The 14653-nt window shown below is 71.1% G+C and carries 16 protein-coding genes and 1 pseudogene; 6 read left to right on the top strand and 11 right to left on the bottom strand.

Going from position 1 to position 14653, the window contains the following annotated elements; all coding sequences use genetic code 11:
• Window positions 1-29 precede the first annotated feature (29 nt).
• A complete protein-coding gene (locus tag M2283_RS12370; protein ID WP_280876176.1) occupies window positions 30-1031 on the bottom strand; it encodes an acyl-CoA desaturase in 1002 nt (333 codons plus the stop codon).
• 259 nt (window positions 1032-1290) lie between these two features.
• Here M2283_RS12370 and M2283_RS12365 point away from each other — a divergent pair, with 259 nt between their 5' ends.
• Window positions 1291-1635 (top strand): hypothetical protein, encoded by a 345-nt coding sequence (locus tag M2283_RS12365; RefSeq protein ID WP_280876175.1) that lies wholly within the window; start codon window positions 1291-1293, stop codon window positions 1633-1635.
• A 4-nt stretch (window positions 1636-1639) separates the two neighbouring features.
• Here the strand turns inward: M2283_RS12365 and M2283_RS12360 are convergent, their stop codons facing one another.
• From M2283_RS12360 to M2283_RS12315, 10 genes and pseudogenes are all read right to left on the bottom strand, one after another.
• Complete coding sequence (locus M2283_RS12360) at window positions 1640-1792, bottom strand: hypothetical protein (RefSeq protein ID WP_280876174.1); 153 nt, start codon at window positions 1790-1792, stop codon at window positions 1640-1642.
• A gap of 5 nt (window positions 1793-1797) precedes the next feature.
• Window positions 1798-2142 (bottom strand): annotated as a pseudogene (locus M2283_RS12355) (alpha-galactosidase); the annotation flags it as partial.
• A gap of 49 nt (window positions 2143-2191) precedes the next feature.
• Window positions 2192-3085, bottom strand: a complete 894-nt coding sequence (locus tag M2283_RS12350) for a carbohydrate ABC transporter permease (protein ID WP_280876173.1) — start codon at window positions 3083-3085, stop codon at window positions 2192-2194.
• Entirely contained in the window at window positions 3082-4062 is a 981-nt protein-coding gene (locus M2283_RS12345) for a carbohydrate ABC transporter permease (protein ID WP_280876172.1), read from the bottom strand. The genes M2283_RS12350 and M2283_RS12345 overlap by 4 nt, the downstream gene beginning before the upstream one ends.
• The gene (locus M2283_RS12340; RefSeq protein WP_280876171.1) at window positions 4059-5372 is read right to left on the bottom strand and encodes an ABC transporter substrate-binding protein; all 1314 of its coding nucleotides are present in this window, start codon (window positions 5370-5372) and stop codon (window positions 4059-4061) included. The genes M2283_RS12345 and M2283_RS12340 overlap by 4 nt, the downstream gene beginning before the upstream one ends.
• 252 nt (window positions 5373-5624) lie before the next feature.
• The gene (locus M2283_RS12335; protein ID WP_280876278.1) at window positions 5625-7397 is read right to left on the bottom strand and encodes a copper resistance CopC/CopD family protein; all 1773 of its coding nucleotides are present in this window, start codon (window positions 7395-7397) and stop codon (window positions 5625-5627) included.
• A gap of 199 nt (window positions 7398-7596) precedes the next feature.
• Entirely contained in the window at window positions 7597-8361 is a 765-nt protein-coding gene (locus tag M2283_RS12330) for an SDR family NAD(P)-dependent oxidoreductase (protein ID WP_280876170.1), read from the bottom strand.
• Entirely contained in the window at window positions 8358-8831 is a 474-nt protein-coding gene (locus M2283_RS12325) for a cupin domain-containing protein (protein ID WP_280876169.1), read from the bottom strand. Before M2283_RS12325 ends, M2283_RS12330 begins: the two co-directional genes overlap by 4 nt.
• A complete protein-coding gene (locus tag M2283_RS12320; RefSeq protein WP_280876168.1) occupies window positions 8828-9436 on the bottom strand; it encodes a GNAT family N-acetyltransferase in 609 nt (202 codons plus the stop codon). The genes M2283_RS12325 and M2283_RS12320 overlap by 4 nt, the downstream gene beginning before the upstream one ends.
• A complete protein-coding gene (locus tag M2283_RS12315; RefSeq protein WP_280876167.1) occupies window positions 9429-11927 on the bottom strand; it encodes a penicillin acylase family protein in 2499 nt (832 codons plus the stop codon). Before M2283_RS12315 ends, M2283_RS12320 begins: the two co-directional genes overlap by 8 nt.
• Window positions 11928-12005: 78 nt before the next feature.
• Here M2283_RS12315 and M2283_RS12310 point away from each other — a divergent pair, with 78 nt between their 5' ends.
• From M2283_RS12310 to M2283_RS12290, 5 genes are all read left to right on the top strand, one after another.
• On the top strand, window positions 12006-12716 hold the full coding sequence (locus M2283_RS12310; RefSeq protein WP_280876277.1) for a siderophore-interacting protein: 711 nt from the start codon (window positions 12006-12008) through the stop codon (window positions 12714-12716).
• A 24-nt stretch (window positions 12717-12740) separates the two neighbouring features.
• On the top strand, window positions 12741-13334 hold the full coding sequence (locus M2283_RS12305; protein ID WP_280876166.1) for an HhH-GPD-type base excision DNA repair protein: 594 nt from the start codon (window positions 12741-12743) through the stop codon (window positions 13332-13334).
• 96 nt (window positions 13335-13430) lie between these two features.
• Window positions 13431-14096 (top strand): HdeD family acid-resistance protein, encoded by a 666-nt coding sequence (locus tag M2283_RS12300; protein ID WP_280876165.1) that lies wholly within the window; start codon window positions 13431-13433, stop codon window positions 14094-14096.
• A 66-nt stretch (window positions 14097-14162) separates the two neighbouring features.
• The gene (locus M2283_RS12295; protein WP_280876164.1) at window positions 14163-14462 is read left to right on the top strand and encodes a hypothetical protein; all 300 of its coding nucleotides are present in this window, start codon (window positions 14163-14165) and stop codon (window positions 14460-14462) included.
• Window positions 14463-14518: 56 nt separating this feature from the next.
• Entirely contained in the window at window positions 14519-14641 is a 123-nt protein-coding gene (locus M2283_RS12290) for a hypothetical protein (protein ID WP_280876163.1), read from the top strand.
• Window positions 14642-14653: the final 12 nt, after the last annotated feature.

Raw genomic sequence — 14653 nt, 5'->3', positions numbered from 1 at the left:
AACTGCCTTGCGGAGAGGGGTGGTCGACGTCAGGTGCGGCGGGCGGCCACGCGGTCCGGGGTCGGCCAGCGCACGTCGTGCACCCAGCCGAGGCGTTCGAAGAGGCGGATGACCTCGGCCGAGAGGTCGATCTGACCTCGGTCGACGCCGTGCCGGGCACTGGTGGGGTCGGCGTGGTGGAGGTTGTGCCAGCTCTCGCCGAAGGAGAGCAGGGCGAGCGGCCACAGGTTGGTGGCCCGGTCGTGGCGCCTGGTGCGAAACGGGCGCTCGCCGATCATGTGGCACAGCGAGTTGACGCTCCAGGTGACGTGGTGGAGCAGCGCGATGCGGACAAGTCCCGCCCACAGCAAGGCCGTTACGCCGTACAGCCAGCTGCCGCCGATCGCCCAGCCCAGCCCGAACGGCAACGCGAGCGTGGCCAGGCACAGGAGCGGGAAGGCGCGGGAGACGGCCCTGATGTCCGGGTCGGCCAGCAGGTCGGGGGCGTAGCGCTCGGCCGGTGTCCGGTCGTTGCGGAACAGCCAGCCCACGTGCGCGTGCAGCAGTCCGCGCAACTGGCCGGAGAGATGGGTGCCGTAGCGGTACGGGGAGTGCGGGTCGCCGGGGCGGTCGGTGAAGGCGTGGTGGCGGCGGTGGGTGGCGACCCAGCCGATGACGTCGCCCTGGAAGCTCATCGAACCGGCCACCGCGAGCGCTATGCGCACCGGGCGGACGGCCCGGTAACCGCCGTGGGTCAGACCGCGGTGGAAGCCGACCGTGACGCCGAGGCATGTGACCGTGTAGAGGACGACCGCCAAGGCGATGTCGACGGGATGGATGAGACTGCCCCACAGCAACCAGCCGGCGAGGCCGATCGCCACGAACGGCAGCACGACGATCACCGCGGTGATCGTCACGTAGATCCGCGCGGCGCCGTCGCGCGGGGGTGCCGGGCCGTCCGACGGGAAGGGGGACGTCCCGTCGTAACCCTGGGACGACGGGACCGGATCCTCCGGTGCGGCCGTCGTCGGGGTGAGGGAACTGAGCGGCATGCGTGGCTCCTCGGCCTGGATGCGAATGGCGCGGCCGGGGTCACGGGCTGCCCCTGTGAGGACGGGTGGCGTACTACGGAAGAAACGCTCCGGCGGACTCGCTCAGGCCCCGAAACGACGGCCTGGAGCCGGTCCGAGTTCCGGCATACGAAAAGCCCTGATCCCCTCCACCGTACTCCCGCCCGTGTAACAACCGTGTCCGTTCGACGGCGCCTTCGCGGCGGCGCGGGCCCGACAGACAGGAAAGCGGTACTCGACGATGTACGACCAGACACGCGCCCAACAGCCCTCGGACCAGCCCCGCGGTGTATCGGGACGCCGTACCTCGGGCCCGGCACCACTGTTCCCGCCGGGTGAGCGGGAGAAGATCGTGCAGCGGCTGGGCCGGGCCCTCAACACCTTCCCCGACGCCCCGCACGAGTCGCTGGAGGAGGCCGAGGGTGCCTTCGACGAAGCCACCGCACAGCTGACGGCCGTCCTCGCCGAACAGCGGCAGGCGCTCCGCGAGAGCTGGCAGGGGCAGGACCCCGAGAACCAGACCGCCGAACTCCACCTCGCGCTGCGGCAGTACCGGGAGCTCATCCAGCGGCTGCTGCGCCTCTAGCCGGTCAGGCCCCGCCGGGCCCCGACAGCAGGCGGCGGGTCGTCGACACGCCCCACTCGTCCAGGGAGAGCAGGCGGTCGCTCGACGCCATCAGGCCGCCGGTCGCCTCGACGTGGGCCGCCCAGCGCTCGCGGGTCTCCACGGCCGGGCGGGCCATCAGGCCCACTCCTTCACCGGGCCGTTCGCGCTGATCTCCGCGTGCCCGTCCGTCACGTCGAGGCGGATCGAGGGGACCTCGCGCGTGGGGTCCTGCGCGGCCCACAGGCGGACCGGGGAGCCGTCGCCCGGGTCGAGCGCCAGCAGGCCCTCGCCCTGGAAGGTGCCCTCGGGGACGGTGTGGCCGGGGCGGTAGCAGACCGTGGCCCAGTTGTCGGTGGCCGGGCGGTACGGCTTGTCGCCGAGGGCGTAGTCGCCGCTGGGGCTCCAGGACTGCCAACCCTCCTCGTGGACACGGGCGTTGACCGGGTCCACGAGGACGGAGGCGACGGGGGTGAAGGGGCGGTGCACGGGGGTCTCTTTCACAAAGGGGCCGACAGCGCTTGTCACTGAGGGTCCGTCAGCCCTTGTTGGCGCCGAGCGTCAGACCGCTGACGAACTGCCGCTGCAGCACGAAGTACACGATCAGCGTGGGGATCGCGGTGAGCAGGGCGCCGGCGGCGACCAGGTTGGGGTCGGTGAAGTACTGGCCGGAGAGGTTGTTCAGGGCCGAGGTGATCGGCATGTTCTCACCGGTCGAGATCAGCACGATGGCCCAGAAGAAGTCGTTGTAGATCCAGATGGACAGCAACGTCCCCAGGGCCGCCATCGCCGGCTTGCACAGCGGCAGCACGATCTGCCAGTACATCCGCCACACCGACGCCCCGTCGACCAGCGCCGCCTCGGTCAGCTCGTGCGGCAGCATCCGCATGTAGTTGCTGAGCACGAAGGCGCAGAACCCGGACTGGAACGCCACGTGGATGAGGACCAGGCCGAGCGCGGAGTCGTAGAGCTTGCCGCTGGCCGTGACGCCCGGCAGGTCGATCAGCAGGTACATGCGGTACAGCGGGGTGATGATGACCTGCTGCGGCAGCAGGTTGCCGGCCGTGAAGACCAGCAGCAGGAAGATGTTGAGCCGGAAGTCGAAGCGGCTGACGTAGAACGCGACCATCGACGACAGCAGCAGCGTGAGCACCACGGCGGGCACCGCGATGATCAGCGTGTTGACGAAGTAGTGCGTCATGTCGGACTGCTGGAACGCGTTCTTGAAGTTGTCGAAGTTCAGCGTGTCCGGCCAGGAGACGTACCCCTTGTCGCTGGTCTCGGAGTACGGCCGCAGGGCCGCGTAGACCGCCCACAGCAGCGGGGCGAGCCAGACCAGCGACGTGACGACGAGGAACACGTGGAGCAGGACCCTGGCCGGGCGCAGGGGGGTGCGCTGCTTCTCGTTGAGCGCGACGGTGGTGGTGCTCATCCGCTCCGCTCCTTCCGGAAGGTCGTGATCAGGTACGGGATGATCACGACGAGCGAGATGACCAGCAGGACGACCGCGATCGCCGAGCCGTAACCGATGCGGCTGGACTCGCCGATGATGTTGTTGGTGATCAGGATCGACAGCAACTCGGTGCCCTGGGCGCCCTTGTTGAAGACGTAGACCAGGTCGAAGGCGCGCAGCGACTCGATGATGGTGACGACCAGGACGACCGTGTTGGTGGGCCGCAGCGTCGGGAAGATGACGCTCTTGAAGGTCTGCCACTCGTTCGCGCCGTCCAGCGCGGAGGCCTCCCGCAGGGAGGGGTCAACGCCCTTCAGACCGGCCAGGTACAGGATCATCATGTACCCGGTGTGCCGCCAGGAGGCGGCGATCAGTACGGCCCACAGGTTGAGCTTGGGGTCGCCGATCCAGTCGATGTAGTGGCCGGGCTTGTTGGCCCCGATGACGCTGTTGATCAGGCCGGTGTCGGGATTGTAGATGAGCTGCCAGACGAATCCGGTGACCGCCAGCGAGACCACGACCGGCAGGAAGAACGCGGTCTGGTAGACGCGGCTGAAGCGGATGTTCTTGTCCAGCTGCATGGCCAGGAAGAGCCCGAACGGGGTCGGGATCAGGATCAGCGCGACGAACCAGATGACGTTGTGCTGGAGGGCCGGCCAGAACTGCGGGTTGTTGGTGAACAGTTCCCGGAAGTTCTGGAGCCCGACCCACTGGATGGAGTCGAAGCCGATGCCGTCCCAGGTGGTGAAGGCCAGGAGGATCGAGGCGAGGGCGGTCACCCAGACGAGGGCGACGTGCAGGATCGTCGGCACGCCCGCCATGAAGGCGAGCGCGACGCGGTCACGGCGGGTCAGCAGGCGCTGATGGCCCCGCGGGACCCGCTTGTCGACAGGCGCGGGCCCCGGAGGCGGCTCGGCGGCTGCCTCCGGGGTCTTCGTGGTGATGTCGGCGCTCATGAGGTGGCGAAGATCGTCTTCTTCTGGCGCTCGATCGAGGTCAGCAGATTGTCGATGCCCTTGGGGTTCTGGAGGAACTTCTGCAGCGCCGGCTGCATCACCGTCGAGGTGAAGTCCGGACGGCTGTCACGGTCCATGAACTGGGTCAGGGTCTTGGCGTTGCCGATCATCTCGAACGCCTTCTTCTGCAGCGCCGAGTAGGCGGAGGTGTCGGCCTTGTTGGACGCGGCCACCACGCTCGGGTCGGTCTTGAGGTACATCTCCTCGGCGGCCGGGCTGCCCAGGTACTCCAGGAGCTTGGCGACGCCGTCCTTGTTCTTCGGGCTCTTGCTGACCATGAAGCCGTCGGTCGGCGCCTCGACGGTGTCCTGGCCGTACGCGGAGTTGATCTCCGGGAAAGCGAAGAAGTCGAGGTCGTCCAGGTCGGCCTTGTTGGTGAACTGCTGGGCCACGAAGGAGCCCAGGAGGTACATGCCGGACTTCTTGGCCACCAGTCCCTGCGCCGCGTCCTGCCAGGTGCGGCCCATGAAGCCGTCCTGGTGGTAGGGGAGCAGTTCGGCCCAGTGGTCGAAGACGGCCTTCACCTTGGGGTCGGTCCACTCGGCCTTGCCGCCCATCAGGTCGACGTGGAAGTCGTACCCGTTGAGGCGGAAGTTGATCTGGTCGAACGTGCCCATCGCGGGCCACGCGTCCTTGTCGCCGAAGGCGATCGGAACCAGGCCGTCGCTCTTCATCTTCTTGCACAGGGCGACCAGTTCGTCCCACGTGGTGGGGACGGTGTAGCCCTTGTCCGCGAAGACGCTCTTGCGGTAGAAGACCGCCCAGGGGTACGTGGTCAGCGGCACGAAGTAGTACTTGCCGTCCTCGCCCTTGCTGAGCTTCTTCATGGCGTCGGGGAAGTTGTCCCCGATCTTCGCCCACACGTCGTCGATCGGCGTGGCGAGCCTCTTGGCCGCGAAGAACTGCATGCGGTACCCGGCGAACCAGTTGAAGACGTCGTCCGGGGTCCCCTGCAGGTAGGAGTTGATCTGCTCCTGGAAGGTGTTGTGGTCCTTCGTGTTGACCTTGACGGTGATACCGGACGTCTTCTTGAAGTCCGCGTAGACGCTCGCGAAGGCCTTCTTCGGCACCGCGTCGGACGCGTTGGAGCCGAGGGTGACGGTCTTGGGGTCGGAGGACGACCCGCTGTCGCCACAGGCGCTGAGCAGCGGGATGCCGGCGCCGAGCAGGGCGGCACCGCCGACACCGCGCAACACACCACGGCGACTTGGACCAGTGAGAGAGAGACCCGAGGGGGAGAGGTCACGCATCAACGGCTCCTGAGGGCTGGGTTCGGTCTCGGAGATACTGCCGCGTCGAAAAAAAGTCGAAACCGACCAGAAACCAACTCGACCGAACATCGTGGCGGTAATAACAGCCCCATATCCGGTCATGGGTCAAGGGGTCACGTCCACCTTTGTGGAAACGTGACCGACACAACGGTGATCGTTTCGTCCGAGCCCTCGAACAGGAGCGGGTGCCATTGCCGACGAAACCGCCACCAACCGACGAACAACCGTCGGTCAGCCGACGATCCGCACCGACTTCGTCGCACTCACCTGATCGAGTTCGGAGACCCTGACCGTGGCCTTCATCTCCCATGTCCCGGCGATGGGCACGGTGAGATTGTCACTGGCCCAGTATCCGCCGCGGTCGGTCAGGCGAGCGTCGAGCGGACCGATTTTCTGGGCGGGCAGGGTGAGGGACAGGCGTAGTTCGGGGACGGTGGAGATGCCGCCGTCGGGGCCGAACACCACGGCCTGCACGGTGTTGTCGCCGACCCGGCCCGGGTCGAGGGTGATCTGCACCTTGCCCTGGCCGTTGGGGGTGCCGACGTCGAAGGGGATCGTCGTGACGGACGCGGCGGGCAGCCCGGCACCGGTCGCGGGCTGTGCCGCGGCCTCCTCCGCCGCGCGGCCCGGCAGCGTGCCGGTGAGGATCGTCGTGATCACCAGCACCGCGACACCGACGGCCACTTCGGCCAGCACGGACCGCCGCAGCCCACGCCGGTGCGCGTCGGACGCCGGCGCCCCGGACGCCCCGTCGGGCTCCCCCGGCGACGGCAACGACGGGCCGCCCACGGGCTGCGGAACCCTCTCCCGTACGACCGTCTCCGCGGCCGACTCGACGTCCACGTCCGCCGTCGTCATGGCCGCCGTCCAGCGCCGCGAGACGCCGGCCGCCATCAGCAGCAGGACGACCGCGAAGAGCTTGGCGACCAGGAGGCGGCCGTACGTCGTCTCCGTGAAGGCGCTCCAGGAGCCGAGGCCGCGCCAGGTCTGGTAGACGCCGGTGACGACGAGGACGGTCACCGAGAGGAAGGCGAGCCGGGAGAAGCGGGCGACGGTGGCCGCGGGCAGCGAGGAGGCGCGGTACAGGGACAGCAGCAGGGCGGTGAGTCCGCCCAGCCAGAGGGCCATCGCCAGCAGGTGCAGCACCGAGGACGCCATCGCCACCGGCACCTGGATACCGGCCGACGCGTGCTCGGCGGCGGCCCAGGTGAGCGCGAGGCCTACGGCGAGTGCGGTACCGGCGGCGAGCGCCGGGCGCGAGAAGGTCTCACGCCCACGCAGTCGTACGGCGAGTGCGGCGGCCACCAGAAGCAGCGCCAGGCGAGCCACCAGAGCGAGCCCAGGACGGCCCGTGAAGGTGCGGCTGAGGGCCTCGGAGTCGAAGGCGGTCCCTGGGCCGGTACCCGCCTCGTACGGAGCGCGCAGGACCAGCAGGGCGATCGTGGAACCCACCAGAGTCCACCAGCCCACCACCAGCGGGCGGCGCAGCGGCGTCCGGTCCGACGGGCGGCACAGCGCGACGAACGCGGCGGTGCCGATGACCAGGGCCGCGGCGAGATAGGCCAGATATCGGCCGATGTTGTAGAGGCTGCCGGTGGCGGGGTCCTCGACCGGGCCGGGATCCGCGACGGCCGCCGTCGGGGACGCCTTGCCGATGGAGAAGGTCAGCGCGCCCGACACCGGGTGGCTGTCCGCCGACACGACCCGCCACGCCACGACGTATGTGCCCTGGGCGAGCCCTTTGGGCAGCGTCACGCGGGCCGTGTCGGAGCCGCCGGGGCCGTGCCCGGCCTCGCCGATGCGCACCCTGCGGTTGTCGGGGCTCAGGACCCGGAAGGAGTCGTCGAGCAGGCCGACGGACTCCGTGAAGGTCAGAGTGATGCCACGGGGGGCCGACTTGAGGACGCTCCCGTCGGCGGGGTCGGTGCCTTTGAGGGCGGCATGGGCCGACGCGGGTCCCGCGCCGCCGAGGACGAGCAGGACCAGCACGGCGCCCAGCAGCACCATCCCTTGAAGGCCGCGGTTTCGGCGTCCGCCGGAGCCGCGGCCGCCACGGAACCCGCGGAGTCCTCGACGTCCTTGCCGTGCACTGCGTCCACCGTCACACCCCACGCCACACTCCGTATCGGGACTTGCCGCCGTCCCGTATACGTACGGGCGACAGCCGACGAACACTCACCGGGGACTCCGGCGGAGACGGCGCTCACCACGTGGGCCGCGCCGACACCCCACCGTCCACCACCAGGTCGTGGCCCGTCACCCAGGAGGCGAGCCGTGAGGCCAGGAACACACAGGCGTCACCCACGTCCTCGGGCCGGCCCAGGCGTCCGGCCGGTGCCGCGTCCAGCCACCTCCGCACCCCTTCCGGCCAGGACTCCGCAAGCCCCGCCCGGTCGATCAGGCCGGGCGAGACCGTGTTGACGCGGACACCGTACGGGCCGTACTCCAGGGCGGCGGCACGCGCGTGCATGACGACGGCCGCCTTGGAGGCGCTGTAGTGCGCGTGCAACGGGGCCGGCTGCCGGGCCTCGATCGACGCGATGTGCGTCACCGAGCCCCCGCCGTCCTGCCCCCGCATGACCTCCGCGGCGGCCTGCGTGCAGGCGAACACGCCCGACAGGTTGGCGTCGACGACCGCCCGCCACTCGGCGGCGGTCATGCCGGGCAGCGCCTGTACGGGCTGTACGCCGGCGTTGTTGACCAGTGCCGTCAGCCGTCCGCCGCCCCACTCGGCCGCCTCGCCGACCAAGCGCGCGCACGCGTCCGCGTCGGTGAGATCGGCTTGGAGCACGACGGTCCGGCCGCCCGAGTCCCGGATGCGCGCGGCCACTTCCTCGGCCGCCTGCACCGCCGTACGGCAGTGCACGGCGACCGCCGCGCCCTCTTCGGCGAAGCGCAGCGCGATGCCCCGGCCGATGCCGCCGCCCGCGCCGGTGACCAGGGCGATCTGTCCCTCCAGCAAGCTCATGGACGGCACAGTCCCGCGATCCGGTCCGCGCGGTCCGGATACCGCGCCGTGAGCGCGTCCGCGTCTCCGTGCTCGTACCCCTCGTAGGTGAACCCGGGCGCCATCGTGCACCCGAAGAACGCCCACGCGCCGCCCGCGACGACCCGGCCGCCCATCCAGGTCCCGGCGGGGATGGTCAGTTGAGGCCGCTGGCCACCGAGCACGTCCGGTCCGAGGACCGCCGTGGCGGAGGTCCCGTCCGGAGCGAGGAGGAGGAGCTCCAGGGGGTCGCCTAGGTAGAAGTGCCAGATCTCGTCGGTGGGCAGGCGGTGCAGGGCGGAGAAGTCGTCGGCCGTCAGCAGGGCGACGATCGCGGTGCCCGCCGGCCGGCCGTCCGCGCGCTCCGGGCCCGCCCAGGTCTGTCTGAACAGCCCGCCCTCGCGCGGAATCGGCTCCAGTCCGTAGTGGGCGACGAGGTCCTCGGGGGTCACCCGGGGAAGGCTACCTCCCGGGCGAGAAAGGCCAGCTGGGCCTTCTTCTCCGGCAGATGCACGTCCGGCAGATCGATCTCGGGCAGCACGACCACCGGCCCCGGCTCGAACCCCAGCCGCAGGAAACGCGCGATCGCCTTCTCGTTGCGCACGTCCGGATCGACGACGACCCGCGGCCGGTCGAGCGTCTTCAGCACATACGTCGCCACGGCCCCCAGCAGCGCCGCCGACCACCCGGCGAGCGCGCCGTCCGCACCGGCCGGGGCGAGCAGCACGTGGATGCCGATGTCACCGGCCCGCACCTCGTAGCACTCGCTCACCCGGTCCGCCTCGGGCTCGTAGGTCTGCAGCAGCGCGACCGGTTCGGCGTCCTTGACGACCAGGAAGGCGTGATGGGTGTCGAGGCCGGCCATGTGCGCGTAGATCTCGGCGACCTGGTCACGCGTGAGCCCGGTCATGCCCCAGAAGGCGGCGCGTTCCTCGCCCACCCAGGCGTGCACCACGTCCGCGTCGGCGGGCGGGTCGAGGGGCAGTACGCGGACGGTGCCGAATCCGTCGACGTCCTGCTCGTGGGCGGCGGCGCGGGAACGGTAGGGGTCAGACATCGAACTCGGTCTCCTTGACGATCTCTTCGGTGATCTCTTCGGTGATCTCTTTGGTGAGCCGGTCGAAGTCGGTGACGACCGGGACGAGATCTCCCCTGAGCCACAAGGGGAGTTGATCGCGGTGATGGGCCGAACCGGGCACACCCGAGGCCCCGAACGGCACCACCCACCGGCTGTCCTCGCGCCGCGCCAGATCCCACACGTACCGTGCGGCCGGCCCGCGCGCGCTCAGGTCGGTCAGCCCGGGCACGGCCGAGGTGCACAGCACGCAGTCGTGATCGCCGGACAACCCCGGTTCGTCGTACGAGGGTTGCGGGAGGGCCCGCCAGGGGGCGAGGCGGTGGGTACCGCCCCAGGGCACGTCGACGTACGCGCCGGCGACCTCCTCCAGCGCCTCCCGCACGACCACCGCCCGGTCGATCCCGTACAACTCCTCGGCCCGCAGCAGGTGTTCGAGCGCGAAGGCGATCCGGGGGAGCAGGGCGAGCCAGGGCAGGAAGACGTCGGGGTAGGCGGGCGGCACGACGAGCGAGGCGAACACCTCGTGCCCCGCGAGCCGCCGTACGACCGCGCCGCGCACCGCCGCGTAGGCCGCCGCGTCGACGCCGGCCGCGTCCATACGGCGGTCCCAGCGCAGCAGGCGGTCGCGGAGGGCGACGGCGTCGGGGGACAGGTCGGTGACCTCGGTGAGGGCGGCCAGGTGGTCCAACAGGGGCCCGGCGGAACCGAGATGGGTGTCCATGTGGATCCCCGGCATGTCGCCGGGCGCCCACTGGTCCTTCTCCCCCAGCAGGGCGGCGATCCGGTCGGCCCGGTGCGGCGGGGCGAACTCGACGCCGAGCGGGGTGGCGGGGCCACGCTGGTTGGCCATCACGGCGATCCCGTCGGCGAGTCCGGCCCTGGGCATCTCATGCCAACCCCGCCACTCATGCCCGGGCTCCCAGGCATTCACGAGCCGCACCCGATTGGCCTCCGCCCGCAACGGCACCCTCCCGGCGACCCGATGCAGGGTGCCGCCGTCGGTATCGGCGGCCTGCACGACGTTCACGGGCTCGGCCCAGAGGTCGACGGCCCGGTCGATGTCGGCGACGCGGCGGGCCCGGAGGAGGGGGAGCAGGGCGCTGAAGCCGAGGTCGGCGGTGACTCGGGGTGGGTAGCGGAGGGCGAGGGCCAGGGGGATGGGGAGGGGGGTGATGTCGGGGGCCTGGGGCGGGGCGGAAGGAGTGGCTCCGGGGGCCCGCGGCGCGGTGGACGATGCGGCACCGGGGGCCTGCGGCCCGCCGGAGGAGGCGGCGCCTGTTGGCTGCGCACCGGCCGGAACGGGGACGCCCGCCGAGAGGTCGGCCGGACAGGCGGAGGCACCCGTGGTACCGAGCCCGCCCGGAGACTGCGGCGCGGCAGGGACGGGGACGACCGAAGCCGAGAGCCCGGCCGAGCCAGCGGGGCCCGAAGCCTGCGGCCCAGCAGACCCCTCGTCCCCCACAAGCCCCCCGTCCAGCCCCTCCGGACCCCCCGCGATCACCGGCCCCCGTTCCGTCTCGATCACCTCGACCTCGATCGGGGACTCCCCGGCCACCTCGACGACCTCCGTGTGCCGGGAGGCCCGGTGCCACCGTCCGTCGGGGCCCAGGGCCTCGATGCCGGCGCCGGTGCGGCGGAGGCGTTCGCGGTAGAGGTCCTGGTAGTCGGCCATGGCGTTGGTGATGGCCCAGGCGACCGTGCCGGTGTGGCCGAAGTGGGCGATGCCCGGGACGCCGGGGACGGCGAGGCCGACGACGTCGAACTCCGGGCAGGAGAGGTGGATCTGCTGGTAGACGCCGGGGTCCTCGATGAAGCGGTGCGGGTCACCGGCGATCACCGCGTGACCGGTCGTCGTACGCGCCCCGCTCACCAGCCAGCCGTTGCTCCCGGAGGTACCGGGACCGTCCGTGGCGAACAGGCCGACCGCCTCCTCGCCCAGGTGCCGCACCGCCTCCTCCCGCCAGAGCTTGGCCGGGAAACCGGCGAAGAGGATGTGCGTGGCGAGCCACACGCCGAGCGGGGTCCAGGGTTCCCAGCGGCCGGGGGCGAGGCCCGCACGCGCGAACTCCGGGGCGGCGAACGCGGTTTCGCTCCGCGGGTCGGCGGACACCGTTTCGTTCGGCGCCTCCCCCGAGGTCTCCGACGTCTCCGCGACCGCCGCCAGCCCCTCATTCACCCCGTCCACATACGCCCGCACCCACTCCGCCGTCTCCGGATCGCGTTCCTCCAGGGACGTGAAGCAGCGCTTCGCCGTGTCCGCCAGGCGGGCTCGGCGGGCGAAGACGTCCCAGGGGACCGCCTCCGGGCCCAGGAAGGCCGCCGAGGTGCCCAGGAGACGGTGGCGTTCGGTTTCCAGTTGCCAGGCTCGGTCGCGGGCCGTCACCTCGCCCTGGGCTCGGGCCAGTTCGAGGGCGGTGGCGGCGCGCAGGTGGGGGATGCCCCATGCGTCTCGGTAGATCTCGGTCCCCACTCTGTGCCCTCACTATCCTTTAGGTTAGCCTTACCTAAGTAAGTCGAGGAGAAATCGTACGTGAAGAGTGGAGACGGCATGGCGCAGGGGCGGGGCTGGGAGGGCACGGTCCTTCGGCTGATGCGGGCGAAGGACTTCACGCTGACGGTGACCGGGGCCGAGGACGTCACACCGGAGTACCGCCGACTGCGCCTCACCGACGGCGGTCTGCTCGCCGCGACCGGCGTCCACCCGACCATGTGGGCCCGGCTGTGGTTCACCAACGCGGGCAAGCCGCACCAGCGGGCGTACACCCTGGTCGACCCCGACCCGGCGACCGGCACCTTCGACCTGGAGTTCGCCCTGCACGAGGGCGCCGCCAGCGACTGGGCCCGGACCGCGAAGCCCGGCGACACCATCGGCGCGACCGTCCAGGGCACCGGCTTCGAGGAGCCGGCACCCACGCCCACCCACGTCCTCGCGATCGGCGACCCGGCCTCGCTGCCCGCGATCAACTCCCTGCTCGGCGTGTTCGGTTCGGTACCGGCGACGATCTGGTTCGAGGGCGGCGCGGGCGACCTGCCCTTCCGCACCGACTCCGACCGGCACGAGGTGCGGAGGCTGCCCCGGGGCGAGTTGGTCGAGCAGGTGCGTGCCGAGCTGCCGAAGGCGCTGGCGGACGCCGACGCGCCGTACGTCTGGATCGCTTGCGACACCCGGACCACCCGCACGCTGTCGGCCTACGTGCGCAAAGAGCTGGGCGTGCCGAAGGAGCGGACGCACGCGCTCGGGTACTGGCGCGCGAGCTGACGGCGTACGCGCGAAAATCGACGCATGGACGTCACCCTGCACCTCGCCCAGGACCCCGAGGCCGACGAACTCCTCGGCCGCTCCCCGCTCGCCGCGCTGACCGGGATGCTGCTCGACCAGCAGGTCCCGATGGAGTGGGCGTTCAAGGGGCCGCGCACGATCGCGGACCGGCTCGGCGCCGCCGATCTGGACGCGCACGAGATCGCCGCGCAGGACCCGGAGGCCTTCGCCGCGCTGCTCTCGGAGAAGCCGGCCGTGCACCGCTACCCGGGCTCCATGGCCAAGCGGATCCAGCAGCTGTGCCAGTACCTCGTCGAGCACTACGACGGGAACGCCGAACTCGTCTGGAAGGGCGTCGCCGACGGACGCGAGCTGCTGCGGCGCCTTGAGGAGCTGCCCGGCTTCGGCAAGCAGAAGGCGCAGATCTTCCTGGCGCTGCTCGGCAAGCAGCTGGGCGTCCAGCCCAAGGGCTGGCGAGAGGCGGCCGGCGCGTACGGCGAGACGAAGTCCCACCGCTCCGTCGCCGACATCACCGGCCCTGAGTCGCTGGCCAAGGTGCGGGCGCACAAGCAGGAGATGAAGGCCGCGGCGAAGGCGGCCAAGGCCGCCGGGAAATAGCCACCGCCCCGCGGCCGCCGGGCGGCCTCCCGGCGCGTGTCAGCCGACCGGCTCCCAGGGGTGGCGCCGGGCGCGCGGCGGATCCAAACATGGAACATGACTGAGCCGAGCGCTTCTTCCCGGGGCCCGGAGTACGACGACCGCAAGGTCCACGCCGGCACCGCGACCGCACCGGGCACGCACACACCGGAACCGCCCTTCGAGGGCCCCCTGCACGCCCTGTCCAAGGCCGCCTGGCAGGTCGTCCTGGTCACCGGCATCGCCTCCCTGATCCTCGGCGTCCTGGTCCTCGTCTGGCCGGGCGCCTCCCTCCTCGCGGCCGGCATCCTGTTCGGCCTCTACCTCCTGATCAGCGGCATCTTCCAGCTGGTCGCCGCCTTCGGCACGCACAAGACCACCGCTCTGCGCGTGCTGGCCTTCATCAGCGGCGCCCTGTCGATCCTGCTGGGCCTGTTCTGCTTCCGCGGCCCGATGCAGTCGATCCTGCTGCTGGCCCTGTGGATCGGCATCGGCTGGCTCATCCGCGGCATCACCCAGACCCTGGCCGCCGCCTCCGACCCGCACATGCCCGCCCGCGGCTGGCAGGTCTTCCTCGGGATCGTCACCTTCGTCGCCGGCATCGTCCTGATCGACTCGCCCTTCGAGTCCGTCGCCGTCCTCACCCTGGTCGGCGGCATCTGGCTGGTCGCGGTCGGTGTCGTGGAGATCATCACCGCCGTCCGGATCAAGGGCCGGGCCCAGCAGGTGCCGCGCGCGCTGTAGTCCGTACGGGCGGACCTCGCCCCCGAACGGACTGAACACCGGCGCGTCGGGGGCAGTCCACCTCCCGTGAGCACCGCACGAAGCCTCTCCCGCAGCCGCGCCTGGCTGCGGGTGCTCGTGCTGACGCTCGCCCTCCTGGTGCCCGGGGAGACCTGTGCGGCCGAGCCGGTTCCGGCCACCGCGAGCGTCGAGTACGACGCCGTGGAGGCGGCCCTGCCCCCGCTGGTCCGCACGGCCAACCGCCGGGCAGTGCCCCTGCGGCCGGTCCCCTTGCCGGCACCGGCCCCCGCGGCGCCCCGGATCCCCGCCGGCGCCGTCCTCCCCCGCACACCGGACACCCTGCGCACGGTGATCCTGCGCTGCTGACAGACCCGCTCCCCGCGAGAGCAAGGTCCGTCCGTACGACGCAAGGAACTCCAGCCATGCCCACAGACCCGTACGCGGTCCTGCGCGCCCTGCTGCGCGCCGAGGCCGCCCGCAGCGAGCCGAAGCCGGCCGTGAAGAAACCCCGGCCCGAACGGTCCCCGGAGAAACGGGACCGCTGACCCGCAGGTCCG

It is taken from the genome of Streptomyces pseudovenezuelae (genome assembly GCF_029892565.1).
In the GTDB taxonomy this organism is placed as follows: domain Bacteria; phylum Actinomycetota; class Actinomycetes; order Streptomycetales; family Streptomycetaceae; genus Streptomyces; species Streptomyces pseudovenezuelae_A.
Note: the sequence above shows the minus strand (reverse complement) of the source record. Positions and strands in the feature narration are given on the sequence as shown.

Bases quoted from the DNA above. Each gene is read 5' to 3' on its own strand.
- M2283_RS12345 (WP_280876172.1), bottom strand. From the start codon at position 4,062: ATGAGCGCCGACATCACCACGAAGACCCCGGAGGCAGCCGCCGAGCCG.
- M2283_RS12360 (WP_280876174.1), bottom strand. From the start codon at position 1,792: ATGGCCCGCCCGGCCGTGGAGACCCGCGAGCGCTGGGCGGCCCACGTC.
- M2283_RS12305 (WP_280876166.1), top strand. From the start codon at position 12,741: ATGGACGTCACCCTGCACCTCGCCCAGGACCCCGAGGCCGACGAACTC.
- M2283_RS12365 (WP_280876175.1), top strand. From the start codon at position 1,291: ATGTACGACCAGACACGCGCCCAACAGCCCTCGGACCAGCCCCGCGGT.
- M2283_RS12290 (WP_280876163.1), top strand. From the start codon at position 14,519: ATGCCCACAGACCCGTACGCGGTCCTGCGCGCCCTGCTGCGCGCCGAG.
- M2283_RS12320 (WP_280876168.1), bottom strand. From the start codon at position 9,436: ATGTCTGACCCCTACCGTTCCCGCGCCGCCGCCCACGAGCAGGACGTC.
- M2283_RS12340 (WP_280876171.1), bottom strand. From the start codon at position 5,372: ATGCGTGACCTCTCCCCCTCGGGTCTCTCTCTCACTGGTCCAAGTCGC.
- M2283_RS12300 (WP_280876165.1), top strand. From the start codon at position 13,431: ATGACTGAGCCGAGCGCTTCTTCCCGGGGCCCGGAGTACGACGACCGC.
- M2283_RS12330 (WP_280876170.1), bottom strand. From the start codon at position 8,361: ATGAGCTTGCTGGAGGGACAGATCGCCCTGGTCACCGGCGCGGGCGGC.
- M2283_RS12310 (WP_280876277.1), top strand. From the start codon at position 12,006: ATGGCGCAGGGGCGGGGCTGGGAGGGCACGGTCCTTCGGCTGATGCGG.
- M2283_RS12350 (WP_280876173.1), bottom strand. From the start codon at position 3,085: ATGAGCACCACCACCGTCGCGCTCAACGAGAAGCAGCGCACCCCCCTG.
- M2283_RS12370 (WP_280876176.1), bottom strand. From the start codon at position 1,031: ATGCCGCTCAGTTCCCTCACCCCGACGACGGCCGCACCGGAGGATCCG.